The following is a 26702-nucleotide window of genomic DNA, read 5'->3' as shown; positions in this document are numbered from 1 at the left end:
CGCAAACGGGTCCCCATTTCATCACCAAAGCGGGCATTTCGCGCCCCGCTCCGGGGCGCCGGGCCCGACTGTGGCCGAACGTTCGACCGACACCGTTTGAACGATCAAAATAGGGGCGGGTTAGCATCTGAGCACCGCCTAGCTCGAAAGTGGAACTGTGACTGTCAACGAGGACTCGTTCACAAACTGGAAGAACCGCGAAGAGATCGCGGAGTCGATGATCCCGATCATCGGGAAGCTGCACCGGGAGCGGGACGTCACGATCCTGCTGCACAGCCGCTCCCTGGTGAACAAGTCGGTGGTCAGCATCCTCAAGACCCACCGATTCGCCCGGCAGATCGCCGGCGAGGAGCTCTCGGTCACCGAGACGCTGCCGTTCCTCCAGGCCCTTGCCGCACTGGACCTCGGCCCCTCTCAGATCGACCTCGGCATGCTGGCCGCGACGTACAAGAGCGACGACCGCGGCCTGACCGTGGCGGAGTTCACCGCCGAGGCCGTCGCCGGCGCCATGGGCGACAACAAGATCGAGTGCCGCGAGGGGCGCGACGTCGTCCTCTACGGCTTCGGGCGCATCGGCCGCCTCGTCGCCCGCCTGCTCATCGAGAAGGCCGGTTCCGGCAACGGCCTGCGCCTGCGCGCCGTCGTCGTCCGCGGCGGCGGCGACCAGGACATCGTCAAGCGCGCCTCGCTGCTGCGCCGCGACTCCATCCACGGCCAGTTCCAGGGCACGATCACGGTCGACGAGGCGAACAGCACGATCGTCGCCAACGGCAACGAGATCAAGGTGATCTACGCCGACGACCCCTCCGAGGTCGACTACACGGCGTACGGCATCAAGGACGCCATCCTCATCGACAACACCGGCAAGTGGCGCGACCGCGAGGGCCTGTCCAAGCACCTGCGCCCCGGCATCGACAAGGTCGTCCTGACCGCGCCGGGCAAGGGTGACGTCCCCAACATCGTGCACGGCGTCAACCACGAGACGATCAAGCCGGACGAGCAGATCCTGTCCTGCGCCTCGTGCACCACCAACGCGATCGTGCCGCCGCTGAAGGCCATGGCGGACGAGTACGGCGTGCTGCGCGGCCACGTGGAGACCGTCCACTCGTTCACCAACGACCAGAACCTGCTGGACAACTACCACAAGGCGGACCGCCGCGGCCGCTCGGCGCCGCTCAACATGGTCATCACCGAGACCGGTGCGGCCTCCGCCGTCGCCAAGGCGCTGCCCGACCTGAAGGCGCCCATCACCGGCAGCTCGATCCGCGTCCCCGTGCCGGACGTCTCGATCGCGATCCTGAGCCTGCGGCTCGGGCGCGAGGCCACCCGCGAGGAGGTCCTGGACTACCTCCGCAACGTGTCGCTGACCTCGCCGCTCAAGCGCCAGATCGACTTCACCAGCGCGCCCGACGCGGTCTCGAACGACTTCATCGGCTCGCGCCACGCCTCGATCGTCGACGCGGGCGCCACCAAGGTCGACGGCGACAACGCGATCCTCTACCTCTGGTACGACAACGAGTTCGGCTACTCCTGCCAGGTCATCCGCGTCGTGCAGCATGTCTCCGGGGTGGAGTACCCGACCTACCCGGCGCCGGTGGCCTGACCCCGGCGGTCGCTGCGTCCCGGCGTTCTCCGCCACCCTGCCGCGGGTGGCGGAGAACGCCGGCTGCGGCGGGCCACCGATAGCGGCCCGGAATTGACTCTGCATTGCGCTGTCCCGCGTACCCCTGATCCATGGGCGATTCGCGTGGACGCCGCTGTGGCCGTTCTTCGCGGAGAACGGCCACCTGGCTTCAGGGGCCGGGAAGCCGGGCGGCCTGGCCGGCCGCTGGGGTGTGGCAACCGGCTCCGACAGGCCCGCACAACAGGCAATCGCACCGGCCTTTTTCCTGGTCGGCTTCCATGGCTCCATGTCCGAACCCTGGGGCCTGGCTCCCCCCGGCTCCCGGGAACCGGGGTTGCCTGCCTGTCAGGCTTACCGCTCGCCCCGTTCGCCAAACGGCCCGGATCCGGCCCCCGCGACGCCGCCGGTCGCCGCTCCCTTTCGGTCTGGGGGCCGAATTCTCGGACGGCACCGTGAGGCACCGAGCGGGCGGTGCCGGAACGCTGGGTGTCGACCGAAGACGGCGGCCGGTTCCCAGGCGCGCTGTCGTCATGACACCCGGAGGTGCGCCTTGTCCGAAACGTCGACGAAGCCGGACCCGTTCAGTGCCGTCGTCGTGCTGTCGGGAGGCATGGACTCCACGACGCTGCTCGCCCACTACGCCATGCTGCACTACCGGCTCACCGCGGTGACGGTCGACTACGGCCAGCGCCACCACCGGGAGATCGACGCGGCACGCAAGATCGCCGAACACTACGGCGCGGAACACCACGTGGTGGACCTCAGTGGCATCGGCGTCCTGCTGGAGGGCTCCGCGCTGACCGACAGCAAGGTCAGCGTCCCCTCGGGGCATTACGCCGAGGAGACGATGCGCACGACGGTCGTCCCGAACCGCAACGCCATCCTCGCCAATGTGGCGGTGGGAGCGGCGGTGGCGCGGCGGGCCGGGGTGGTGGCCCTCGGTATGCACGCCGGCGACCACTTCATCTACCCCGACTGCCGGCCGGCCTTCGTCAAGGCGCTGGACCACCTTGTGCAGGTCGCGAACGAGGGGTTCCCCACACCGCACGTGGAAACACCGTTCATCACCTGGAGCAAGACGGACATCGCCGTCTACGGGAACCGGATCGGTGCCCCTTTGGGGGAGAGCTGGTCGTGCTATCGCGGGGGAGACCGCCACTGCGGAACCTGCGGTACGTGTTACGAACGCCGCGAGGCATTCCGCAACGCGGAGGTGCCCGACCCGACGGAATACATCGACGACGTCACCGAGTTCGCGGCTCCGTAAGCCGTAGCGGGACACTCGGGAGATACCGAAGGCCGGTGCGGTGCCGCACCGGCCTTCGGTTGTGCCGCGGGTCCGCGCTATGCCGTACGGATTTCGCGCAGAATGACGGCCGCGGCCTCCGCCGCGCAGGCGGCGAGGTGATCCGGGCCGGCGTCCGCTGCCGAGAGCAGCCGGCCGCCGTTTCCGGTGCGCACCCCGATCGCCCGGGCGCCGAGAGTCCTCGCCGAGGCGACGTCCGCCGGGGTGTCCCCGACCATGTACAGGGCGTCGCCCGGCTGGTGGCCCACCTGTTCCAGGGCCCGGCGGGCGAGGACGGTCTTGCAGTCCGCGTCGGTGACACGGACCGCGCCGGCCACCAGGTCGTCACGGGTGAAGACCGCACCGAACAGATCGCGGAGCGCATAGCGTTCGAGCAGCTTCTCGGTCGCGCCGGTGCCGACCCAACTGCTCACCAGCACCATGCGGACGCCGGCCGCGCCCAGCTCGCGTACCGCGTCGGCGGTGCCGGGAAAGAGGCAGCCGTGCGGCATGTAGCGGTGCACCACCTCGTCCACGTGGTCGAGGACGACCGTGTCACCGATGCGCAGCCGTCCGCTGGTGATCGACTGCCAGTACTCGTACGCGAGGATCGCCTCCCTGGACGGCGGCGTCACTCCCTGGGCGTCGTGCAGGTCGACGATGAAGCGGTGGAACATGTCGGCGAAGTCGAGCAGGGTGCCGTCGCGGTCGAAGACGACGGTCGTGCGGGAGGGATGCGCCGGGGCAGGGGAGACCCGTGCCCCGGACGCGCCGGGCACCGTCACGGAGCCGCCTCCAGCGGCACCGTCGTCTCCGCCGGGCCGGGGGGCGCCTCCCAGGGGAAGACCGTCCAGTCGTCGACCTCGGCCGCCTGGTGGTCAGGCCGGCCGGGGCAGTTCTGGTTGCGCACCAGGACCGCGGTGCGGACCTCGGCGGCGCCCATCGCACGCAGCGTGCGGACCGCGGTCTCCATCGTGCCGCCGTCGCCCATGATGTCGTCGACGATCAGTACGCGCTTCCCGGTCAGCGGGGAGTCGGGAACGACGTACTCCAGCGACGCCGCACCGCGTTCGCTGTAGCGGCTGTTGGAGGAGTTGCGGGGAATGCCCAGGATCCTGAACTCCGGGACGTCCAACCGGTGCGCGAGGGCGACCGCGGGGGTGAGGCCGCCACGGGTGATACCGACGATGGTGTCCGGCAGCGGGCCCGCGGCGCGGATCTCCTCGGCGAGGCGCGTCAGCAGCGTACCGAGTGTCGACCAGCTGATGGTCAGGAGGTGCTGCCGCTTCCACAGGGGTGAGTCGACGGTCATGCGTTGCTCCTTGTGCGTTGGAGGAGGGCCGCGCTTCCGGTGGGGGAGGAGGACCTGAGGTCGATGACCTCGTCCGTGCCGGGCCCGGTGCCGATCAGCTCGACCCGTATGCCGAGCTCCCGCTCGATCCCGTCGACGAAGTCGGCCGCCGCGCCCGCGGGCAGCGGGCCCTCCCGCAGCCCGCGTACCTCGGGGGCCGCGTAGTCGAGGAAGCTGAGGGCGATGCGGGAGGGCCGGTTGATGCGGATGGCTTCCCTGGCCTGGTCCATGTCGAAGCGGCCCATCCGCCGGCGCCGGCCGGTCACGGTGCCGTATTCGACGCCGATGCGTTCCGCCTCCTGCTCGGGAAGTTCCGTGGGGAACGCGCCGGCGCCGACGCGGGTCGGGTAGACCCGGAAGACCAGGACGACGTCGTCCACGGCCAGCGGGCCCAGGCCGGCGTCGGCGGCGACCGTGCTCGCCGTGCTGTCCTTGCCGACCGTGTGGGGGTAGGTCCCGTACAGGACCGACAGGCCGAACCCGTTCGTCCCCTCCACCTGGACCTGCGCGCCCGCGTCCACCGCGTCGTTGACCTCCGCGGCGGTGTCCGCCAGGTAGGGGGCCAGTTCGGGGACGTCCTCGGCCCGGCGCGCGTTGCGCAGGGCACGCGCCGCGAGCGCGGGGCCGTGCCCGCTGCCGGTGCTGCGGACCGTTTCGGTGAGGTTGCGGTCGCGTCCCTCGGCCTCGACGTGCCCGGGGTCGATGACGGTCGCCCGGTAGTCGACGCCGATACGGCCGGCGACCTCCAGCTCTTCGATCTCCCGCAGCAGTACGGCCGGGTTGACGAGCACACCGGCGCCGAGCAGCAGCCGCGTCCGCTCGTTGACCACGGCGCTCGGCACCTGCCGCAGTTTGCGTGTCCGCCCGCCGTGCACGATGGTGTGCCCGGCCCCCGGGCCGAGCCCGGCGCGTACCGCGATGTCCGCGCCGTCCTTGAGCGCCAGGTAGCTGGCCATCTTGCCCTTGGCCTCGTCGCCCCACTGGCCGCCCACGATGATGGTGCAGGGCATGTCATCCTCCTTGGACGATGCGCTCGGCGCGCTTGACGGCCTCGGCGGCCAGGTCCCGGCAGTGCCCGACGTCGGCTCCCGCGGCGGCCAGCCGGCGGACCTCTTCCCGGTCGAGCCGGCCGGCGAGGCGCGGATGGGCCAGGAGCGCGTCGACCATGTCCACGCTCTCCTCCGCCGTCCGGCCGGAAGCCTCCTGGAGCAGGCGGTACGCCTCCAGGCGGTCCATGCCGCGCTGGACGAGGAGCAGGAGCACCGCCTCGCTGAGGTGCTCGTTGCGCGAGTGCGTCAGGTTGTGGCGCATACGGTCGGGGAAGACCCGCAGGCCGTCGATCACGGACGTGGTGGTGGTCAGCATCTCGTCCAGCAGGACGCACGCCTCGGGCAGGGTGAACCGTTCGTTGGCGGAATTGGCGAGGTCCCGCTCGTGCCAGCTGGTCACGTTCTCCAGCGCGGGCCCGACGAGCGAACGCACCAGCCGGGCCAGGCTGCAGACGCGCTCACTGCGGACGGGGTTGCGCTTGTGCGGCATGGCGGAGCTGCCGATCTGGCCGCCCTCGGCGAACGGCTCGGCGACCTCGCCGATCTCCGTGCGCTGCAGGTTGCGTATCTCGGTCGCCAGGTCCTCCAGGCAGGCGGCCGTCAGCCCCGCCCAGCAGAAGAACTCGGCGATCCGGTCCCGGGCCACCGCCTGGGCGCAGACGGCCGGCTCCGGGAGGCCCAGCTCGCGCAGGGCCGCCCGCTGCACCTCGGGCCCGCGGGCGCCGATGCCGGCGAGCGAGCCCACCGCCCCCGCGATCTTGCCCATGACGATCCGCTCCTTCGCCTGGGTGAGGCGTTCCAGGCAGCGGACGAACCGGTCGAGCACGATGGCCAGCTTGAATCCCAGCGTCACCGGCTGCGCCTGCTGGCCGTGGGTGCGGCCGATCATGACGTGGTCGCCGGCCGCTTCGATGCGGGCCATCAGCGCGGTGAGGAGGTCGCGCAGCTTCTCCTCCAGCAGCGCGACGGCCTCGGAGAGCTGGAGGGCGAGCGCGGTGTCGAGGATGTCGCTGCTGGTCGCTCCGTAGTGGACCCACGCGCCGTGGGTGCCGCAGGACTCGGCGAATTCGTGTACGGCGGCGAACAGTTCGTGCCGGCTGGTCTCCTCCAGCTCGGCGATGCGCTCGACGGAGCAGCGGTGGGTGCGGGCGCGCTCGGCGATGACCTCGGCCGATTCCCGCGGGATGACGCCGAGGCTGCCCTGTGCCTTCGCGAGCGCGCCCTCCACGCGGACGAACGCCTCGTAACGCGCCCGGTCGGTGAAGAGCGCGCGCATCTGCGGGCTGCCGTACCGGCCGGTGTCGATCGGGGTCGTCACACCGCCTCCAAGGCGTAATCGAGCGGAACCTGTGCCGCGCGCCCGAGGGCGTGCGGGTGGTTCTCGGCCAGGCCGGCGGGCGTGACGCGGACGAAACTGGCGCGCTCGCGGAACTCGGCGAGCGTGTGCGCGCCCGAGTAGCTCATGCCGGAGCGCAACCCTCCGACGAAACGGTTCACCGTGTCGGCGACCGGCCCGGTGAAGGGCCACGTCGCCTCCACGCCCTCGGGCGTGTACTGCGCCAGCTCCTCCTTGGTCACCGCTTCGCCGCGGGCCCGCTTGAGAGTCAGCTGCATACCGAACGTCACGAACCCGGTGCTCACCTTCGCGGGCCGCCCCTCGTGCTCCACCAGCAGGGCGGCACTCTCCTCGGCACCGGCGAGCGCGCTGCCCAGCATCGCCGTCCTGGCACCGGCCGCCAGCACCTTCGCCACGTCGCCCGGCTCCTTGATGCCGCCGTCCGCGATGACCGGCACGCCGTGCCCCGCGGCTTCCTCCGCGCACTGGAGCACGGCGGTGAACTGCGGCATGCCGCTGCCGGCCACCAGACGCGTGGTACAGATGCCGCCGGGGCCGATACCCACCTTCACGGCGTCGGCGCCGGCGTCGATCAGGTCCTTGGTGCCTTCGGGAGTCGCGACGTTGCCGCCCACGACGGGCAGGTCGGGCCAGCGGGACTTCAACTGGTCCACGGCCTTGAGGACGTAGTCGGCGTGGCCGTGCGCCACGTCCACGACCAGGGCGTCGGCCCCGGCCTCGACGAGGAGGGCCGCGCGGTCGAGGTAGTCGTCCGTCACGCCGACGGCGGCCGCGGCGCGGAGCCGGCCCCGCTCGTCGACCGTGGCGCCCGGCGCGAGGGAGCCCTCCGGCTGCTCCTTCTTCACGGCGGCCACCTCGGCCGCCTGGTCCTGCGCCGTCTGCATCCGGTGGACGACGCCGAGCCCGCCGGCCAGAGCCATGGCGGTGGCCATCCGCGCGCCGGTGCACCAGGGGGTGTTGGCGGACACGACCGGCACGGCCAGGCGCAGGCCCGGGACGAATTCGGTGCCGACGTCGGTGTGCGAGCGGCTGGTGACCGAGGTGCGCCGGGGGACGAGGAGGACGTCGTCGAGTCCGAGCCCGGTGGGGATCTCACGCAACGCTTTCACCTTTCTTCTGTAAGCCTGCTGGCGCAGGCGAACGGTGCGGGCCGAGCGGCACGCGGGTCAGTAGCGGTTCGCGCCGGCCAGGCCGACGACCTCGTCGCGGGCGGGCCCGAAGTCCTCGAAGATCCCGGTGAACGCCGAGGAGGTCATGAGCGCCGGTGTGCGGATGCCCCGCATGGTCATGCACAGGTGCTCGCCCTTGCCGATCACGGCCACGTCGGGCGACCCGGTCACGGCCGAGATCTCGGCGGCGATGTCGTGGACCAGGCGCTCCTGGATCTGCAGCCGGTGCGCGTGGCGGTGTGCGATGCGGGCGAACTTCGAGAGCCCGAGCACGTGGGCGGCGGGCCGGTAGGCGATCGTCAGCGAGCACGAGAACGGGAGGAGGTGGTGCTCGCACAGCGACCACACGTTGATGTCGGAGACCGTGACCAGCTGCCCGACGGTGTGCAGCGGGAAGACGGTCTCGACCTGGCCCGCGTCGTACTGCGTGAACTCCCGCCACCACCGCGCGAAGCGGGCCGGCGTGTCCTGGAGGCCGGAGCGCTCCGGGTCCTCGCCGATCTCGGTGAGGAGCTGCCGCGCCAGCGTCTCCAAGGGGTCCTTGCCGGGTTCGGCGGGCTCTTGCGGTATCTCCAGCGTCGGGGTTTCTGCGCTGCTCAGCGTCATATGGCTCTCCTGTCGCCCCACACGGCCACATGAAGGCGTGTGGTGAGGTTCCATCCGCGCGCTACGACGTGGTCGCCGAGCATCGCGAGATGCCGTTGGTTGTCTGCGGAGGTCTGGCCCTCTGGCATGATCCAGACCGGTCGGGCGCCGCAGCGGTCCACGATGGAAGCGACCTCGTCGAGGTCCGCCTCGCTGCGGCAGACGTATTTGAAGGCGGTGCCGGGGACCGCGGCCAGCGCCCGCAGCGCCTCGGGCACGATCCGCCGGTTCTCGGGGTCCCCGGAGTGGGACAGCTTGGGGGAGACGTTGAAGCGCACTCCGCAGGCCACCAGGTCGGCGGCGGGCGCGATCGTGCCGTTGGTCTCGATCTCCACGTCGCTTCCGCGGGCGCGGAGCCCGCGCACCAGGGGCAGCAGACGCTTCTGCTGGCTGAGCGGTTCACCGCCCGAGATGACGACGAGGCCGACCTCGTACGCCAGCAACCGGTCCAGCGCCTCCCGCCAGGGCATCGGGTGCAGCTCGTCCTTGGGCGCGTACGCGACCCCGGAGTCGCCGATGCCCGACCAGTCCCAGGTGTACGGGGTGTCGCACCAGCGGCACGAGAGGTTGCAGCCGCCGAGCCGCAGGAACGCGCACCGCCGCCCGGCGGACGGGCCTTCTCCCTGGACGGTGCTAGGTAGGGCCGAAGATCTCGTTCACCACGAGCTTCGGACCCACCGCGGCGTCACCCCCTTCCCCGGACTCGGGGGCCCGGGTGGTCATGCCCGGTACTCCGCCCACGTCTTGTCGGTCTCGGAGACCCGGACCGCGGTCAGTTCGGGGAGTTCGGTGTGCCACTTCTCGTGGATCCACTGCGCCAGGTTCTCGGCGGACGGGTTCAGGCCGGCGACGACGTCGTTGAGATGACGGTGGTCGACCTCGGTGTCGAGCCACTGCTTGAAGACCGCCAGCTCCCCGTAGTCGCGTACGAAGCCGGCCTTGGTCAGGGCGTCGTCGGACGCGGACAGTTCCAGCTCGACGACGTAGTTGTGCCCGTGCATACGGGAACACGGGTGGCCTTCGTCGAGGTGGTCCAGACGATGACTGGCGGAGAAGTGGAACTCTTTGCTGATACGGAATCCCAACGGAGTTGTCCTTCGGGTAAAGGGAAGACGAATGGTGTACCGATTCCCGGCCGCGGAGTGAAATCCGCCGCGGCCGGGAACCGGGTTGGCGTTCATCTTCGACGCTGCGAAAAGCAAGGGCATCTCGGTCCCCACCGAAAGGTTGTCCGTGCACCCCGGCACGTGGCGGCGTGTGGCTTTGCCCGACTCCCGGACAGCAAAAGGCGGTTGAAGCGCAATGCCTCAACCGCCGGGTTGCCCGTAAGTCTGCCGATTCTTTTTGCGTTTCGCGCGTCATCGCGTGCGGGCGACGCGCCCGGCCGTCCCGAACGACTCCTCTCCTCCTGCCCGAAGCCGTCTTCGGACGAAGCGCCGTGCCACCCGCACGACCGGTACCGATGCCCCGCTCCGGCCTGCGGACACGCTCTACGGCGGCCGGGCTACTGTTCCGGGGTACGTCGGCATTGCGGGCTCCTACGGGACCGGCGAACGATGATCAGTGGCCGATGCTCCTCTGGGCGCGCGGCGAAACCATCTCGGTCGGCACCGAAGGAAATGCGGGTCGGCCCGAAAGAAAAACGGCGGTGGGTCGAGCGGCCGGCGGCGGATGTTTGCCGTGAATCCTGGGTAAACCGACGCGTGACGGATCGCCGCGCCTTCGCCCCGAGGCGCACGCGAAGCCGCTCGGCCCAGCGCAGTCGCGCGCCGTTCCCGGTCGCCAGGACCGGACGGCGGCGCGGACCTCCGGTGCGGTGGAGGTGCCTGCGCGGTGCCGCGCCGAGGCCGTGGTGCCGCACCGTACTGCCCGGCCGGCCGCTCATCCGGACGACACACGATCGGCGATCGTACCGCCGGGCCACCATCACCCCCCTCAGGAGCGGCACTCCAGTGATCAGTTACAGCTCCGCCCCGCTGCCCGTCGGCGGCCGTTTCCACCCTTTTCCGACTCCCGCGCCGACCCGGCTCCGCCCACCCCCGCGTACGGACCCGCCGACTCCGGACGTGCGGTTCGTCCGGTGCCCGCCCCCGGCGCCGCCCGACCTCCGCGCTCACCGGCCGCCCACCGTTCGCCCGTGTGAACAAAGCCGCGGGTCCACGCGCCCGGGCCAGGCCGCGCCCGCGTACCGAAGCGCGGACGGCTCGGCCCCCCTCAATGGCGCGTTTCCGCACTATTATCGCCTGCATACCGTCGTCGCCAGGCCGGTCGGCGAGGGTCGTCCGGCATCTCGTCGCACCGCGCCGGCGGCGTCCTGTCCCTCTGCGGCTGTCTTTGCATTCCGGGAACGGATCATCGCAGGGAGCCGGGGCGGCGACCTGACGCCGCAGCACTGCGATGGATGGCTAATGCAAGAAAGTGTGTGGCGCGCCGGCCGGTGGCCGCTGCCCTTCCGCTCGGCGAGACCCCCTCCGTGACCACGACGCCCCACGCTCACGCTCAGCTCTCTCACGCGGAGGCCCAAATGAATCGCTGTCCGTTGCGTACGCACCCTCGTCCGCCCGACCTACCGCTCTCTTCAGCAGGACGCCCGACCGCTCACGGTAAGTGCAGGGAGGAAGCAGGCGCATGAGTGTGGATACTTCGACGGCGAACGACGCGTTGCGCGGGTACGACTCGGCGATCGTCGCGCGCCGCCCCGAAATGCGGGCCTTACGCCAGGCGCTGGCCGACAGCGACGCAGGAAAGTGCGGGCACTGGGTCGTGCACGGAGAGACCGGCGCGGGCAAGACTGCTCTCCTGCGTATCCTGCGCGAAGAGGCCAGGACGCTCGGCCACTTGGCCGTGGAACTCAAGTGCACACCGGTGGAGGGAGGCGTGCCGTTCGCCGCCGCCCGGAAACTCCTCACGCAGTACGGCGAATTGCTCGCCGTCAATGAGCCGGCCACGGAATCCCTGCGCCGCGCAGCGGAAGCGCTGTCGTGCCGCAAGACCCATGCCGCGGACCCGCGGTCGGTGCTGGGCGAGGTGCTCGCCGGGCTCCAGACGGCGACCCGGGCCCTCACCGCGGCGGCCCCGTTGCTCATCACGGTCGACGACATCGGTTCGGCCGACGCTTATTCATTGGACTGTTTCTCCTATTTGCTGAGCCAATGCGATGGAAAAGGCAGCCTGGTCATCGTGATGACGCTGGCGGACGGCGAGCCGGTACAGGCGCCCGCCGCGCTGGAAGGGCTGCGGTCGGGCGCCCGCGGCCGTATCCACCTCGGCGGCCTCGACCTGCCGGGCACCGCGGAGCTGGTGGCGTCCCTGACCGGCCGGCCGTGTGACGACGGCCTCGCCGCGGCCTGCCGCGAGGCGACCGACGGCAATCCGCTGTTCCTGCGGGGCCTTGCGCGCTGCCTGCCGGAGCGGGGGAAGACCACCGCACGCGAGATAGCCGGGATCGGTCCGCGAGGCGTCGCCGACCACGTACTGGCACGGCTCGCCCGGGTCTCCGGGCCGGCGTCGGCCCTGGCCCGTATGGTCGCCGTGCTCGGCGACGGCGCCGATTCCGCGATCGTCGCGAAGCTGGCGGGCCTGGACTGCGCGGAAGTGTCCGAAGCGGCCGATGTCCTGGTGCGCATGCGGTTGTTCCGGGACGACGCGCAGATGGCGTTCCGCCACCCCGTCGTGGCGGCGGCGATCCGCGAGCAGACCTCCGCGGTCGCCAAGAACACCGCCCACCTCCAGGCGGCGGAGCACATGCACCGCGGCGACGCCCCGGCGGACCAGATAGCCGGGCACCTGATGGCGGCGACCGTCCCGTTGACGGCTTCCTGGGCGGTGGACACGCTGCGGTCGGCGGCGCGGTACGCGCTGTCGCGCCAGGAGCCGGCCGAGGCGGTGAGGTACCTGCGACGGGCCGTCCAGGACGCGCGGGGAGAGGACTGGCAACGGGCCGCCACCCAGCTCGCGGACGTACAACTGCTCACCGATCCCTCCGCCGCCATCGACCAGCTCTGCGACATGGCCCGCCGAGGCGTGGCAGCCGAGGAGCGCCCGCACCTCTTGGCCCGGCTCGCGGACGCCTCCTTCTTCTTCGCCTCGCACCCCCAGGCCCGGCGCAAGCTGGCCGAGGCGGTCGAGTCGGTCGCCGTCTCGCAGCCGCACTACACCGCCGATACACAGCTGTACCGCATATTGAACGCCTTGTTCGAGCTGTCTACCGGGGAAGCGCGCCAACTGGCCGAGCGGTACCTCGCGGCCGATCCCCAGGAAGGCGTGCTGCGCAGTGCGGCCGGCGTCTTGAAGGCCGCGTGCGCCCACGCGGCGGGCCAGGACGGAGACGCCGCACTGGACATGGTCAAACAGTCGCTGCGCGACCCGGACCTGTACGAACTCCCGAACGTGGCGCCCTTGTCCGCCGGCACGATGATGCTGGTGTACGAGGGCGAACTCGACCTCGCCTCGGAGTGCTGCCGCCACGGGATCGCCGTCGCGAGAAGGGAGGGGCGCCAGCTCCAGGTGGCCGCGCTCCTGCCGGTCCTGGCGGAGATCGCGCAGGTACGCGGTCAACTGCGCGAGGCCGAGAGCCTGTTGCGCAAGTGCCTGACGACCTTCGCGCGCTACGGGGTGTGGCGCGCGAACCCTTCCGCCGTGTGGGCGAGTGCCGCGTTGGTCGGCGTACTGGTGGACCAAGGCGAGCTGGCCGCCGCCCGTACCGTGCTCAACGAGAGCGGCTGCTGCGGAGACATGCCGACGACCTGGGCCACACAGTCGATGCTGAGGCAGCGTGCCCGGGCGCGCATGGCGTCCGGGGAACTCGGCAGCGCACTGGAAGACCTCCGCGAGTGCGGAGACCGGTCGGTGTCGCTCGGCCTGCTCAATGTCGAGTTCGGGGCGTGGCGCCGGCTGGCCGCAGAGGCGCTGCACCAACTCGGCCGGCACAAGGAAGCGACGCACATGGCGCAGGAGGAACTGGAGTCGGTACGGGGCAAGGCCACGGCCCGTGCGCGAGGGGACGCCCTGCGCACGGCGGGCATGGTCATCGGCGGCGACGCGGGCCTCGAACTGGCCCGGGAGGGGGTGCGGGTCCTGAAGGAGACCCCGGACATCCTGGCGCTGGCCCGCGCCGAGCTGACGCTGGGCACGCTGCTGCGCAGGTCCGGCGACCGGATCGCCGCGCAGGAGTCACTGGCGCAGGCGTACGCGCTCGCGAGCCGGTGCGGTGCGGCGGCGGTCGAGGCGCAGGCCCGGGAGCAGCTGCGCGCCCTGGGGCGCCACCGGGGCGGGCGGGCGGTGACCGGGCTGCTGTCGCTGACGACGCGAGAGCGCCAGGTCCTCGCCGATGCCGTACGCGGACGGAGCAACGGCGCGATCGCCGACTCGCTCTTCATCACGCGGCGCACCGTGGAGATCCACCTGACCAGTGCCTACCGCAAGCTCGGCATCCAGGGGCGCAAGGAGTTCGCCGAACTCTTCAACCGCCAGGAGCTGTGGGCCCTGCTGACGGAGGACGCGGCGAAGAAGTAGGGCGGTGGGGGGTACGGCCGTGAGCGGCGCGGCCGTACCCCGCACCGATAGGGACGGCCCCACCGTGGCATCGCCGGAGCCTCGCCGGGGCGGGCATCCGTCATCCGACCATTCCGGGCCAATCTCACCGAATATGCCCGTGTTTCCGGACACCTGTGCCCATAGAGGGTTGTGAGGCAGTCGCGGAACGTGAGATTCATGTGTCGGGAGAGCTCCAAGTGGTTGCTGCCGCCATTCCGGCAGCGGCCCTTCCCGAGAAAGCCCCCCGGAACATACCCGGATGAACTCGGATGAAGGAGAAACCATGCGCGCATCCTTACGCTGGAAGACGACGGTCTGCGGCGTGATAGCCGTCACCGGTGTCGCCCTCGGCACCGGCACGGCCCAGGCCGTGCCCATCGGCCAGACCATGAACGGCAAGATGACCTACTACAACGACCGGGGCTACGGCGCCTGCGGCACGCCCATCGACGCCACCTCGCAGGACCTGGTCGCCGTCTCCGCCGCCTGGTGGACCTCGCCCAACCCGAACAACGACCCGCTCTGTGCCGGCGTCAAGGTGCAGGTCACGTACAACGGCAAGACCATCACCGTGCCGGTCAAGGACAAGTGCCCCTCCTGCGCCTCGACCCACATAGACCTCAGCCAGGCGGCGTTCCGCAAGCTGGTGCCCGCGGGCACCGACATGGTCCCGAACGTCAGCTGGAAGTTCGTCCGCTGATCCGGCCCCGGCCGCTGCCCCGCGCATTACGCAAAAGGCTTGCAACGCTTGCGCTATCGTCGCGTATATGACGCGACGACTTGCGCAGGTGGCGAAGAAGGTGGGCGTCTCCGAGGCGACGGTCAGCCGGGTGCTGAACGGCAAGCCCGGCGTCTCGGAGGCCACCCGGCAAGCGGTGCTCACGGCGTTGGACGTGCTGGGCTACGAGCGGCCGACGCAGCTGCGCGGGGAGCGCGGCAAACTCGTCGGGCTGGTGCTGCCCGAGCTGTCGAACCCCATCTTCCCCGCTTTCGCCGAGGTCGTCGGCGGCGCGCTCGCCCAGCGGGGGCTGACCCCCGTGCTCTGCACCCAGACGCCGGGCGGCATCCAGGAGACCGACTATGTGGATCTCCTGCTCCAACAGCAGGTCTCCGGCGTGGTGTTCGCCGGCGGCCTGTACGCGCAGGCGGACGCGCCGCACGACCACTACCGGCTGCTGCACGCCAGGAACCTGCCGGTCGTGCTGGTCAACGCGCCGATACCGGGGCTGGACTTCCCCTGTGTCTCCACCGACGACGCGGTCGCGGTGGAGCAGGCCTGGCGTCACCTCGCCTCGCTCGGGCACGAGCGGATCGGTCTGGCGCTCGGCCCGTCCGACCACGTTCCCTCGCGGCGCAAGCTGGCCGCCGGGCAGGCCGTTTCCCGTGCTTCGGGCGCCGAGTTGCCGGCGGAGCGGGTGGTGCGCGGGCTGTACTCGATGGAGGGCGGTCACGCGGCGGCCGCCCGGCTGCTGGACGCCGGGGTCACCGGCATCGTCTGCGCCAGCGACATCATCGCGCTGGGCGCGGTGCGGGCCGCGCGCAGGCGCGGGCTGCGGGTCCCGCAGGACGTGTCGGTGGTGGGGTACGACGACTCGCCGCTGATGACGGTCACGGAGCCGCCGCTGTCGACCGTCCGCCAGCCGATCGACGCGCTGGGCCGCGCCGCGGTGCAGCTGCTGACGGCGCAGATCGACGGCGGGGAAGTGGTCCGCGACGAGATCATGTTCGAGCCGGAACTCGTCGTACGGGGGTCTACGGGCCCCGCCCCCTCGCGTGCGGCACACGGCCCGGTTGGTGCTCCGTCAAGTGGTCGCCAACAAAGCTGACTTCTCGCTGTCAATCTTTTGCAGCCCATGCATGGGATATTGCGCTCTTCTGACGCCGGTGCTTGAGTGTGCGCCACCGCTCGCCGCATCGCCCACGCCCAGAGGGGTTCACCGATGTCCTCCACGAGAAGCCGTTCCCTCGCACTCGCCGGTGCCACCGCCGTGTCCCTGACCGCGCTCACCGCCTGCGGCACCAGCACCGACGGCACCGACGGCGCGCCGGGCGGCACGGTGCGGCTCTCCGTCAACGGGCAGCCGCCCACGACGCAGGCGTTCGAACGCGAGCTCTTCGACAAGCACGTGAAGCAGTTCGAGAAGGCGAACCCCGGCATCGACATCGTCCCGCACGAAGGCTTCATGGACCCGAAGACCTTCAACGCCAAACTGGCGGGCGGCAGGCTGGAGGACGTCTTCTACGTCTACTTCGCCGACGCCCGCGGCCTGATCGCGAAGCACCAGGCGGCCGATCTCACCGACCACGTCAAGGACATGCCGCACCGCGGCGACGTCCAGGACGCGCTGATGAAGGTCTTCCAGGACGGGCAGGGGCGCCAGTACGGCCTGCCGACCGCCAACTACTCGATGGGCCTGCTCTACAACCGTGCGCTGTTCACGAAGGCCGGACTCGACCCCGACAAGCCGCCGCGAACGTGGGCGGACGTGCGCGCCGCGGCCAAGCGCATAGCGGAGCTGGGCGGCAACACCACCGGCTACGCCGACTTCTCCAAGAACAACCAGGGCGGCTGGCACTTCACCGCCGAGCTGTACTCGCGCGGCGGCCGGGTGGCCACCGAGCAGGGCGGCCGGTGGAAGGCCGCGTTCAACTCGGCGCAGGGCAAGGCCACCCTCCAGGACCTGTACGACATGCGCTGGAAGGACGACTCGATGGGCAGCAAGCAGCTGCTCCAGGCCGAGGACGTCCAGCGGATGATGGGCAGCGGCAAACTCGGGATGTACGTCTCCGCCGCCGACAACATCACGGTCATCGCCAAGCAGTTCGGCGGCAGGTACCAGGACTACGGCCTCGCGCCCGTACCCGACGCCAAGGCGACCCTGATCGGCGGCGAAGGCTACATGATCAACCCCAAGGCCCCGCCGGAGAAGATCAAGGCCGGGATCAAGTGGCTCCAGTGGAAGTACCTCGACCCGGACCTCGTCGAGCGGAACATCCGGGACAACCTGGCCGCGAAGCTGCCCGTCGGGCTGCCCATGCCGCCCACCCCCGACATCTGGAAGGGCTCGGTCCGCGACCGGGTGGAGCAGGCCAAGCGCACGCACGCCAACGTCCCCGTCGGCAACTACCAGCCCTTCACGGACGCCGCACCCCACGTCACCGGCGTGACCGAGCCCCCGGAGGCGCAGCAGGTCTATGCCGCGCTCGACAACGCGATGCAGGCGGTTCTCACCGACAAGGATGCCGACATCGACGCGCTTCTCGCCACAGCCGAGAAGAAGGTCAACCAGATCTACAGCGCGCTCTGATGGCCACCGCACCCCCGCTGGAGAAACCGTTGCCCCCGCGGCCGGCCACCGCCGCGGAGCGGGAGCGGCGCGCCGCCCGCCTCCGCCGTTCCGCGCGCGAGCACCTGACCGCGTACGGGTTCCTGTGCGCCGCCGTGGTGATCTTCGCGCTCTTCTCGTGGTGGCCGATCGTGCGCAACGTCGTCCTCGGCTTCCAGCACGTCAACTTCGCCACCGGCAACACCTGGGCGGGCCTGGCCAACTTCGAGAAGCTGTTCCGCGACCCCCTGCTGGCCACGGCATGGCGCAACACCGCGCTGTTCACCGCGTACGCGCTGGTACTGGGCTTCCTCGTGCCGTTCCTGACCGCGGTGCTGCTGAACGAGTTCCGGCACGCCCGCGCGTACTTCCGCGTCCTGGTCTACCTGCCGGTGATGCTGCCGCCGGTGGTCGTGGCGCTGATGTGGAAGTGGTTCTACGACCCGGGGCCCGGACTGCTCAACGAGATCCTGCGCACCCTCCACCTGCCGGCCTCGGCCTGGCTCGACTCCTCGTCCACCTCACTGGTCTCCCTGGTGATCGTCTCCACCTGGGCCAACATGGGCACCGCGACGCTGATCTACCTCGCGGCGCTCCAGACCATCCCCGGCGAGCTGTACGAAGCGGCGGAACTGGACGGCGCCAACCTGTGGCAGCGACTGCGCCATGTCACCGTCCCGCAGACCCGGTTCGTGCTGCTGGTCCTCCTGCTGCTCCAGATCGTCGCGACGATGCAGGTGTTCACCGAGCCGTACGTGATGACCGGCGGCGGGCCCGACGACTCCACGGTCACCGTGATGTTCCTGATCTACCGCTACGCCTTCGTCTACAACGACTTCGGCACCGCGAGCGCGCTCAGCCTGCTGCTCCTCCTCGTCCTCGCCGCGTTCTCCGCCCTCTACCTGCGCGTCACCCGCGGCGCCAAGGAGGACTGATGGCCGTATCGCCCCGGACGCTGGTCCGCCCCGCCGTACTGCGGACGCGCAAAGGCAAGCTGGTCTACTGGTCGGCGCTGGCCGTGGCGCTGGCGCTGTTCACCGCCGCCTTCCTCGTGCCGCTGTACTGGGCCGCGACCGGCGCGATGAAGTCCCCGGCCGAGCTGGCGCAGAACCCGCCCACGTACGTCCCGGCGGAGTGGCACCCGGAGAACTACGCGCGGGCCTGGCGCGAGATGGACCTGACCCGCTACTTCCTCAACACGGTGCTGCTGGCGGGCGGCGCCTGGCTGATCCAGCTCGCGGTGCAGGTGCCGGCCGCGTACGCGCTGTCCAAGCTGCGGCCCCGGTTCGGGAACGTGGTGCTGGGACTGATGCTGGTCACCCTGATGATGCCCGCCACCGCGCTGCTGGTGCCCGTCTACCTCACGGTCGCCGACGTCCCGCTGTTCCACCGCAACCTGATCGACAGCCCGAGCGCGGTCTGGCTGCCCGCCGCCGCCAACGCCTTCACCATCTACATCCTCAAGAACTTCTTCGACCGCGTGCCCGACGAGCTGCTGGACGCCGCACGCGTCGACGGCGCCGGACCGCTCGGCACGATGTGGCGGATCGTGCTGCCGCTGTCCCGGCCGATCCTCGCCGTGGTGTCGATCCTGTCGGTCGTCGCCGCGTGGAAGGACTTCCTCTGGCCGCTGCTGGTGCTGCCGGACCCGGCCGGGCAGCCGCTGAGCGTCTTCCTCCAGCGGGTCGCCCAGGACACCCCGCTCAACAGCCTGGTGGCGGGCCTGGTGCTGGCCTCACTGCCGCTGATCGCGCTGTTCCTGGTCTTCCAGCGGCAGATCGTCGCCGGTCTGGCCGCCGGCAGCCTCAAGGGCTGACCGCCGCCCGCCCCGTACACCGCGTGCCCCTCGTACGAAAGAAAGGACTCCTCCTTTGCCCCGAACGGACTGGTGGCGCAGCGCCGCCATCTACCAGGTGTACGTCCGCTCCTTCGCCGACGGGAACGGCGACGGCACCGGCGACCTGGCCGGGGTGCGCGCCCGGCTGCCGTACCTGGCGGAACTCGGCGTGGACGCACTGTGGTTCAGCCCCTGGTACCTCTCCCCGCTCGCCGACGGCGGCTACGACGTCGCCGACTACCGCGCCATCGACCCGGCCTTCGGCACCCTCGCCGAAGCGGAGCAACTCCTCGCCGAGGCGCGCGCACTGGGCCTGCGCACCATCGTCGACATCGTGCCGAACCACGTCTCGGACCAGCACCCGTGGTTCAAGGCGGCGCTCGCCGCCGGCCCCGGCTCGCCGGAACAGGAGCTGTTCCACTTCCGGCCGCCCTCGCCCGGACCGCCGAACGACTGGGTGAGCGAGTTCGGCGGCGTGCCCTGGTCGCGCACGGAGGACGGCCAGTGGTACCTGCACCTGTTCTCTCCCGAGCAGCCGGACCTCGACTGGAGCCACCCGAAGGTGCGCCAGGAGCACGAGGACGTGCTGCGGTTCTGGCTGGAGCGCGGCGCGGCGGGCGTACGGATCGACTCCGCCGCGCTGCTCGCCAAGGCCGAAGGACTGCCCGACATGCCCGGCGACGGCGGCCCCCACCCCTTCCACGACCGGCCGGAGCTGCACGAGATCTACCGCTCCTGGCGGCGGCTGGCCGAGGAGTACGGGGCCGTGCTGATCGGGGAGATCTGGCTGCCCGACCCCGAACGCTTCGCCCGCTACCTGCGCCCCGACGAGCTGCACACCGCCTTCAACTTCGACTTCCTGGCCCGCCCCTGGGACGCGGCCGGGCTGCGCGCGTCCATCGACCTCACGCTGGCCGCGCACGCCCCCGTCGGCGCCCCCGCCACCTGGGTGCTGGCCAACCACGACGTGACCCGTACGGTCACCCGCTACGGACGGGCCGAGGACACCGGCTTCGCCTTCGAGCGCAAGCGCTTCGGCGTCCCCACCGACCTCGCACTGGGCACCCGCAGGGCACGCGCCGCCGCGCTGCTCACCCTGGCCCTGCCCGGCTCCGTCTACCTCTACCAGGGCGAGGAGCTGGGCCTGCCGGAGGCAGAGATCCCGCGTGAGCTGGTCCAGGACCCGATGCACGCCCGCTCCGGCGGCGTGGACCCGGGCCGGGACGGCTGCCGGGTGCCGCTGCCCTGGCGCGCCGACGGCGACGGCCCGAGCTGGCTGCCGTGCCCGGCGGGCTGGCCGCGGTACGCGGCAGAGCGGCAGGCCGGCGACCCGGACTCGATGCTCGCGCTGTACCGGACCGCGCTGCGGCTGCGCCGCTCCTTCCGGGACGCGGGCCCGCTGCGCTGGCTGCCGGCGGACACGCCGCACGCGCTGTCCTTCGCACGGACGCTTCCGGACGGCGACGGCGACGGCGACGGCGGCGCCTTGCTGTGCGTGGTCAACTTCGGCACGCAGGCGATCGCGCTCCCCGCGCACCGCGAACTCCTGCTGGCGAGCGGCCCCTTGACACCGGAGGGCACGCTGCCGCAGGACACGGCGGTCTGGCTGCGGGCCTGACCCGCGCACGACCGCTGCCCCTCCCCACAGAAGGGAAAGTCATGGGCACCACAGAAGACAGCACTCGGCGCACCACACCACGCAGAAGAGCCTGGCGGCCCGTACTGGCCGCCGCGCTCGGCGCCGGACTGGCGCTGACCGGCTGGCAGACGGCCTCCGCCGGGGCCGCGCCGGGCGGCGGGACGGCCGTCGAGGCGGCCGGCGCAAGCGCCACAACCGACCTCGGCGCCACCCGCCGCCTGGACCGGGTCGAGTTCGAGCTGCCCGGCGGGGCCCGGCAGGTCCAGGTCCAGGGCTCCGCCAACGGCCGCGACTTCGTCGACCTGTCCGACGTCCGGGCCCGCGAGGGCAAGGTGACGCTGCCCCTGGGCGGCACCCCGCTGCGCTACGTCCGCGTCGTCGGCGTACCCCGGCTGGGTCGATTCACGGCGTACGACGCGACGTCCGGCGACACCACACCCCCGAAGGCGCCGCACGGCCTCCGCCTGGACGGTGCGACGCTGCGCTGGGAACACACCCCCGGCGTGTCCGGGTACGACGTCTACGCCGACGGGCGGTTGCGCACCGGGCTGCCCGCGACGGCGACGCACTGGACGGACACCACGGCGCCCGGCGGCACCCGGCAGACGACCCGCTACACCGTGCGGGCCCGGGACGCGGCCGGCAACCAGTCCCCGGACAGCCGCACGGCCACGCGCACCGTCGCGGCGGGCGAGGGCTCCTCCCGTGCCGCGTTCACCCCGCCGCGCGGAATGCCCCGGCCGCAGGGCGCCACGGCCAAGGCCGCGACCGGCGCCACCATGCCGTACACCACCGTCGAAGCCGAGACCGGCGCCCTCGGCGGCGGCGCCCGGGTGGTCGGACCGAACCGGAAGATCGGCGACCTGGCGGGCGAGGCGTCGGGGCGCAAGGCCGTGACGCTGACGCAGACCGGCCAGTACGTGGAGTTCACCACCCCCGTGGCGACCAACACCCTGGTCACCCGGTTCTCCATACCGGACGCGCCGGGCGGCGGCGGAACGGACGCGACGCTGGACGTCTACGTGGACGGCGTGCAGGCGAGGCCGCTCGGCCTGACGTCCAAGTACGCCTGGCTGTACGGCCCCGAGGCGTCCCCGGTCAACGATCCGGGCGCGGGCCCGGCCCGGCACATCTACGACGAGGCGCACCTCGACCTCGGCCGCACCGTGCCGGCGGGCAGCAAGATCCGCCTCCAGAAGGACGCGGGCAACTCCTCCTCGTACGCGATCGACTTCGTCGACTTCGAGAAGGCAGCGGCGGCGCCGAACCCCGACCCGCAGGCGTTCGTGCAACCGGCCGGGTTCGGTCACCAGGACGTGCAGAACGCGCTGGACAAGGCACGGATGGATACCACCGGCAAGATCCAGGGCGTCTACCTGCCACCGGGCGACTACCAGACGTCGAGCAAGTTCCAGGTCTACCTCAAGCCGGTGAAGGTGCTCGGCGCCGGCCCTTGGTTCACCCGCTTCCACGCCCCGGCCGGCCAGCAGAACACCGACGTCGGGTTCCGCGCCGCCGACGGCGCCGACGGCTCCACGTTCGCCGGCTTCGCGTACTTCGGCAACTACACCTCGCGCATCGACGGCCCCGGCAAGGTCTTCGACTTCCAGAACATCTCCGGCATCACCATCGACAACATCTGGGCCGAGCACATGGTCTGCCTCTACTGGGGCGCCAACACCGACCGGATGACCATCAAGAACAACCGCATCCGCGACACCTTCGCCGACGGCCTGAACATGACCAACGGCTCCACCGGCAACCTGGTGACCAACAACGAGGCCAGGGCCACCGGCGACGACTCCTTCGCACTGTTCTCCGCGCTCGACTCGGGCGGCGGCGAGCAGCGCGACAACGTCTACGAGAACCTCACCTCCAAGCTCACCTGGCGGGCCGCGGGCCTGGCCGTCTACGGCGGCCAGCTCAACACCTTCCGCAACATCCGCGTCGCGGACACCCTGGTCTACTCGGGAGTGACCCTCTCCTCGCTGGACTTCGGATACCCGGCGAACGGCTTCGGCCCCGGGCACACCACGCTCGAAAACCTCCGCGTCGAGCGCGCGGGCGGCCACTTCTGGAACGGCCAGACCTTCCCCGGCATCTGGTTCTTCTCGGCCTCCAAGCCCTTCCGGGGCATCCGGGTGAAGAACGCCGAGATCACCGACCCGACGTACCACGGCATCATGTTCCAGACGAACTACGCTGGCCAGCGGCCGCAGAACCCGGTCGAGGACACGGAGCTGACGGGCGTGACCGTCTCCGGGGCGCGGAAGAGCGGCGACGAGTACGACGCCAGGTCCGGCTTCGGGATCTGGGCCAACGAGCAGCCGGAGCCGGGACAGGGGCCGGCCGTGGGGCAGGCGACGTTCCGCGGTCTGACCCTGCGGGACAACGCGGAGAACATCCGCAACACCACGTCCACATTCAAAATCAATATCGGGTGACGGGCGCGCCGCCCACGGTCTGCCGTAGCCGGTCGCCGATGTGGCGGATCAGGTGCTCCAGATCCGCGCAGTACACCGAAGGGTGGTCGAAGCCCGAGCCGTCCACGTAGCGGTCGGTGTACCTGCCGCCACCACAGACGCCGACGACGGGGCAGCGCCGGCAACCCTCGCAGAGCGTGGCCGGCCCCCGCCGTTGGGCGGCCACGGTGCGGGGGTGGTTGAGGGCTTCGTCGAAGTCGTGCCGGAAGACGTTTATACCCAGGTCGGGCGCGCCTGCGTAGGCCGACTTGAGGGAATCGATGCGCTGGACGGAACCGTCGGTGTCGACCACCACTACGGCCAAGGGGGACAGCCCCACCGACTCGGACCGGCTCGCCGCCCCGAGCAGCAACGCCACGATCTCCCCGAACAGGCGGACCGGTACGGGCGGGCGGCTGCCCGGCGACGAGTCCCACCACAGGTCGAAGACGCGGGCCAGCCACTCCCCGTAGGGAACGGCGCGCGCCACCCGGCCCGCGGGGCCGGCGAACGGGCCGATACCGGGCGGCGGCTCGCTCCAATTGCCGTACGGAAGGAGGAAGTCGAGGCTGGCCGGTGCCAGTGCGACCAGTGACCGGTAGACGTCAGCAGGGTCGGTGTCCACGTCGATGGTGCACAGGATGCCCCCGTACGCGGCGGGGGCACCGGCCAGCAGCCCGGCCGCTCGCCGTACCGCGGGCCACGAGGAACGGCCGGCGTGGTCGACGCGCCGGTGGTTGAGCCGGGCGCTGCCGCCGTCGACACTCAGGCCGATGATGAGGCCGGCCGAGGCGAGCCGCCGCAGGGCGTCGGCGGTGAGCAGCGTGCCGTTGGTCTGCACCGAAACGGCCACGGCGCAGTCGTCGGGAAGGGCTTCCCGGACGGTCCGCGCATAGCCGATCAGTGCGGCGGGTCCGGCGAGCAGCGGTTCCCCGCCGTGCAGATCGACGCGTATCGCACGCAGCCCGTGCGCGCTGACGTGTTCGGCGATCCGCTCCGCCGTGCGGCGCATGGTGTCCTCGGGCACCCGGGCGGGGCGCTTCCGCCAGCTCTGGTCGGGGCCCTGGTAGACGTAGCAGTAGGTGCATGCGAGGTTGCACCTGCTGTGCACCTTGAGCACGAACTGCCGGAAAGGAACGGGGGAGCCCACCTCACCCATGCAGGTCCGGGGGCGGCCCGTCGTCGTAGAACGCGACGGTGTCCGAGTCGGCCAGGCGTTCGCGGACGCCGGGCAGAAGCGCGATCAGCACCGGGTGTTCCGTGGCGGCCGCCAGCTCGCCGAGCGGCAGGCCGGTGAAATCGGGAAGCCGTGCGTCACTCGGCTGCACGGGCAGGTACGTCTCGGTCATGCCGGCGCCTCTCTCCCTCGTCGGTCCCCGAAGGATTCCACGCGCCGGAGCCGAACCCACCCCACCGTTCCGGCCAACACCCGCACCGGTCCGGTACGGCCGCCCGGCCGGGGCGACACCCGGAGGGCCGGAACACGTTGACACATGTGGGTACGGACTTGTTGCCACGGCTTGCTCGCGCCTCCGGCCGTGCCCCTTGGGGCAGCCGGCCGGTCACGCTCGCCCACTTCCGTCAGGAGACCACGTTGCAGGCACACACCAGCCCCTCCGCTGCGCCGCCCGTCAGCACTTCCGCGAAGGTCGTCACCCCGGACGGCCGTGCGGTGCCGTGGGAGGGCTTCTGCACCGGCCCGGCCGTGCTGTCGCGGGAGGAGTTGCAGGACATCTCCCACCGGCTGCTCGGCCTCGGCCTGTCCGAGGTACCGGCGGCGGCCCGCGAGGAACTCGAACCGTACGGCGCCCTGCGCTGCGAGGTCCCCGCTGTCGTCATCGGTGCCGCCACCAGCCTCAAATCGTGCTTCGAGGCCGACGTGGCGCACCTCGCCCAGGGCACGTCGCCGGACGACTTCGCGGCGTACAACGAGGCACGCGCGGTGTATCTGGCGGGGCCCGGCGACCTCGTCGTAGGCCGCACCGAACCGTGGCGCCAGGCGGTCGCCCAGGCCGACGTGGACGCGGTCGAGGTGCCGGGGCTGGAGTTCTACTACCTCACCCACGCCTTGCTGACGCAGGCCACGGCGTATGAGACGGCCGGGCTCTCCGCCGGCCTGCGCCGTGTGGTGAGCCGGCTGAGGGAGGCACCCCACAGCGTGGTGCGCCTCTTCGCGCTCGACCTGGAGGCGCAGATCCTGCTGGTCTGGATGCGCCGTACGGCAGGGCTGGCCCGTCTGCGGGTGGACGCCAACGGCCCCGAGATCGGACGCCGGTGGAACCACAAGACGACGCTGTACCCCACCGTCGGCGAGGCCGAGGGGATGTCCGGCGCCGGCCCCCGGACCGATCCCGACGAGCTGCTCGCGGCGGAGTCCCGCCTGACCCCCTTCCACCACGAGTTCGGCATCGCCCTGCCGCGGGTCCCGGGCTACTCGATCAGCCGGTCCGGAGCGTCCCCCGCTGAGGTGGCGGCGCGTGTCGCGGGGGCCGCGCGCCTGTTGCGCGAGCGCTACGGCCTGCCGCTGGGCTGCTTCAAACCGGCCACGGGACTGACCGGCAGCAGGATCAGGACCGGCGTCCGGCTGGACGACGACGAGGCGCTCGGTGCCCTGGCGCGCCAGGCGATGGAGACCGAGGAGGACTACGTCCTGGAGGCGCATACCGACTATCTGCGGCACGCCGTCCGCGGCTACGAGTTCATCCTCGCGCCGTCCACCCACGTCGTCGCCGGACGGCTGGCCGACGGGGCGACGCTCCAGATCACGCGCGGCAGCGTCTGGGAAGGCAGCGTGTACATCGATGAGAGCAGCTGCCGGAACCTCGGCGTGACGGTGGAGCAGTTCCGCTTCGTACGGGAGGGCATGCGGAGCCTGCTGGCGGCCTTCGAGGGCGGCGGCCGCAGCCTCGGCTTCGTCAAGGGGGGAGTGGACTTTGCCATCGCCCGGATCGGCGGACGGTTCAGGGAGCGGCCCGTGGTCGGCATGCAGGACCTGAACCTGTCGTCCAACGGGGCGGAGTACGTACGGGCCTTCCTCCGCGAGGCCCGTGAGGTGCGTGGCGCGGGTGTCCACGCGGCCACGAAGGTGATCCGGCCCACCGGGGGCACGGACCTGCCGAGGCTGAAAGCCGCCGTCGCCGCCGCGGGCGCCGGAGAGTACTCCCGGGCGATCACCTCGGTACCGTCCCGCTGGGGCCTGGTGGCCGTCGCGAGCCGGGAGCCGCAGGAGGCCGCGGAAGCCGTCCTGGCACTGGAGGAACGCCTGCTCGCCGAGGGGCTGGTGCGCAGCGCCCTGCGCCACGCGGGCTGATCGAGGCGGCGCGGCCGCGGGCTCCGGCGGGGCCTCCGGCCGCGGGCCGGTCCGGCCGGGGGCCACCGGTGCCCGGCCGGAATCGCCCGGGGCTTTTGGGGCTCCTGTGCCGG

Annotated in this window: 20 protein-coding genes and 1 pseudogene; 11 read left to right on the top strand and 10 right to left on the bottom strand. The window is 71.3% G+C overall.

The window, feature by feature from the left end:
• Positions 1–157 precede the first annotated feature (157 nt).
• Complete coding sequence (locus ACH4OW_RS17070; RefSeq protein WP_398028492.1) at positions 158–1603, top strand: glyceraldehyde-3-phosphate dehydrogenase; 1446 nt, start codon at positions 158–160, stop codon at positions 1601–1603.
• A 571-nt stretch (positions 1604–2174) separates the two neighbouring features.
• Positions 2175–2891, top strand: a complete 717-nt coding sequence (gene queC, locus ACH4OW_RS17065; protein WP_398028490.1) for a 7-cyano-7-deazaguanine synthase QueC — start codon at positions 2175–2177, stop codon at positions 2889–2891.
• Positions 2892–2968: 77 nt separating this feature from the next.
• Here the strand turns inward: queC and ACH4OW_RS17060 are convergent, their stop codons facing one another.
• The 8 genes from ACH4OW_RS17060 to ACH4OW_RS17025 all read right to left on the bottom strand — a co-directional run bounded on the left by ACH4OW_RS17060 (position 2969) and on the right by ACH4OW_RS17025 (position 9565).
• The gene (locus ACH4OW_RS17060; RefSeq protein ID WP_398028488.1) at positions 2969–3694 is read right to left on the bottom strand and encodes an HAD family hydrolase; all 726 of its coding nucleotides are present in this window, start codon (positions 3692–3694) and stop codon (positions 2969–2971) included.
• Complete coding sequence (locus ACH4OW_RS17055) at positions 3691–4221, bottom strand: phosphoribosyltransferase family protein (RefSeq protein ID WP_360139067.1); 531 nt, start codon at positions 4219–4221, stop codon at positions 3691–3693. Before ACH4OW_RS17055 ends, ACH4OW_RS17060 begins: the two co-directional genes overlap by 4 nt.
• Positions 4218–5270 (bottom strand): adenylosuccinate synthetase, encoded by a 1053-nt coding sequence (locus tag ACH4OW_RS17050; protein WP_360139070.1) that lies wholly within the window; start codon positions 5268–5270, stop codon positions 4218–4220. The genes ACH4OW_RS17055 and ACH4OW_RS17050 overlap by 4 nt, the downstream gene beginning before the upstream one ends.
• A gap of 1 nt (position 5271) precedes the next feature.
• The gene (gene purB, locus ACH4OW_RS17045; RefSeq protein ID WP_398028485.1) at positions 5272–6627 is read right to left on the bottom strand and encodes an adenylosuccinate lyase; all 1356 of its coding nucleotides are present in this window, start codon (positions 6625–6627) and stop codon (positions 5272–5274) included.
• The gene (locus ACH4OW_RS17040) at positions 6624–7766 is read right to left on the bottom strand and encodes an IMP dehydrogenase (RefSeq protein ID WP_398028483.1); all 1143 of its coding nucleotides are present in this window, start codon (positions 7764–7766) and stop codon (positions 6624–6626) included. The genes purB and ACH4OW_RS17040 overlap by 4 nt, the downstream gene beginning before the upstream one ends.
• Positions 7767–7832: 66 nt before the next feature.
• The gene (folE, locus tag ACH4OW_RS17035) at positions 7833–8441 is read right to left on the bottom strand and encodes a GTP cyclohydrolase I FolE (RefSeq protein ID WP_360139079.1); all 609 of its coding nucleotides are present in this window, start codon (positions 8439–8441) and stop codon (positions 7833–7835) included.
• On the bottom strand, positions 8438–9067 hold the full coding sequence (locus tag ACH4OW_RS17030; protein WP_398028675.1) for a 7-carboxy-7-deazaguanine synthase QueE: 630 nt from the start codon (positions 9065–9067) through the stop codon (positions 8438–8440). The genes folE and ACH4OW_RS17030 overlap by 4 nt, the downstream gene beginning before the upstream one ends.
• Positions 9068–9199: 132 nt before the next feature.
• The gene (locus tag ACH4OW_RS17025) at positions 9200–9565 is read right to left on the bottom strand and encodes a 6-carboxytetrahydropterin synthase (RefSeq protein WP_360139082.1); all 366 of its coding nucleotides are present in this window, start codon (positions 9563–9565) and stop codon (positions 9200–9202) included.
• Between the two features lie 1543 nt (positions 9566–11108).
• Here ACH4OW_RS17025 and ACH4OW_RS17020 point away from each other — a divergent pair.
• The 8 genes and pseudogenes from ACH4OW_RS17020 to ACH4OW_RS16985 all read left to right on the top strand — a co-directional run.
• A complete protein-coding gene (locus tag ACH4OW_RS17020; protein WP_398028480.1) occupies positions 11109–13994 on the top strand; it encodes an ATP-binding protein in 2886 nt (961 codons plus the stop codon).
• Between the two features lie 304 nt (positions 13995–14298).
• The gene (locus ACH4OW_RS17015; protein ID WP_360139088.1) at positions 14299–14715 is read left to right on the top strand and encodes a cysteine/serine endopeptidase inhibitor; all 417 of its coding nucleotides are present in this window, start codon (positions 14299–14301) and stop codon (positions 14713–14715) included.
• A 67-nt stretch (positions 14716–14782) separates the two neighbouring features.
• Entirely contained in the window at positions 14783–15841 is a 1059-nt protein-coding gene (locus tag ACH4OW_RS17010) for a LacI family DNA-binding transcriptional regulator (RefSeq protein WP_398028477.1), read from the top strand.
• A 114-nt stretch (positions 15842–15955) separates the two neighbouring features.
• Positions 15956–17323 (top strand): ABC transporter substrate-binding protein, encoded by a 1368-nt coding sequence (locus ACH4OW_RS17005; protein WP_398028475.1) that lies wholly within the window; start codon positions 15956–15958, stop codon positions 17321–17323.
• On the top strand, positions 17323–18276 hold the full coding sequence (locus ACH4OW_RS17000) for a sugar ABC transporter permease (protein WP_360139096.1): 954 nt from the start codon (positions 17323–17325) through the stop codon (positions 18274–18276). Before ACH4OW_RS17005 ends, ACH4OW_RS17000 begins: the two co-directional genes overlap by 1 nt.
• Entirely contained in the window at positions 18276–19157 is an 882-nt protein-coding gene (locus tag ACH4OW_RS16995; protein WP_398028473.1) for a carbohydrate ABC transporter permease, read from the top strand. The genes ACH4OW_RS17000 and ACH4OW_RS16995 overlap by 1 nt, the downstream gene beginning before the upstream one ends.
• 55 nt (positions 19158–19212) lie before the next feature.
• Complete coding sequence (locus tag ACH4OW_RS16990) at positions 19213–20796, top strand: glycoside hydrolase family 13 protein (RefSeq protein WP_398028471.1); 1584 nt, start codon at positions 19213–19215, stop codon at positions 20794–20796.
• Between the two features lie 791 nt (positions 20797–21587).
• A pseudogene (locus ACH4OW_RS16985) lies at positions 21588–23261 on the top strand (glycosyl hydrolase); the annotation flags it as partial.
• Here ACH4OW_RS16985 and ACH4OW_RS16980 read toward each other — a convergent pair.
• Together ACH4OW_RS16980 and ACH4OW_RS16975 are read right to left on the bottom strand one after the other, a co-directional pair.
• Positions 23248–24438, bottom strand: a complete 1191-nt coding sequence (locus tag ACH4OW_RS16980) for an FxsB family cyclophane-forming radical SAM/SPASM peptide maturase (protein ID WP_398028469.1) — start codon at positions 24436–24438, stop codon at positions 23248–23250. The pseudogene ACH4OW_RS16985 and the gene ACH4OW_RS16980 sit on opposite strands and share 14 nt — an antisense overlap.
• The gene (locus ACH4OW_RS16975; RefSeq protein WP_398028467.1) at positions 24431–24628 is read right to left on the bottom strand and encodes a YxD-tail cyclophane-containing RiPP peptide; all 198 of its coding nucleotides are present in this window, start codon (positions 24626–24628) and stop codon (positions 24431–24433) included. Before ACH4OW_RS16975 ends, ACH4OW_RS16980 begins: the two co-directional genes overlap by 8 nt.
• A 245-nt stretch (positions 24629–24873) precedes the next feature.
• Here ACH4OW_RS16975 and ACH4OW_RS16970 point away from each other — a divergent pair, with 245 nt between their 5' ends.
• Positions 24874–26589, top strand: coding sequence for a hypothetical protein (locus ACH4OW_RS16970; RefSeq protein ID WP_398028465.1), 1716 nt, complete (start codon positions 24874–24876; stop codon positions 26587–26589).
• The last annotated feature ends 113 nt before the right edge of the window (positions 26590–26702 follow it).

The organism is Streptomyces sp. NPDC017056, assembly GCF_044332485.1.
In the GTDB taxonomy this organism is placed as follows: domain Bacteria; phylum Actinomycetota; class Actinomycetes; order Streptomycetales; family Streptomycetaceae; genus Streptomyces.
The sequence above is the reverse complement of the archived record's forward strand: the minus strand, read 5'-3'. Positions and strand labels throughout refer to the sequence as shown.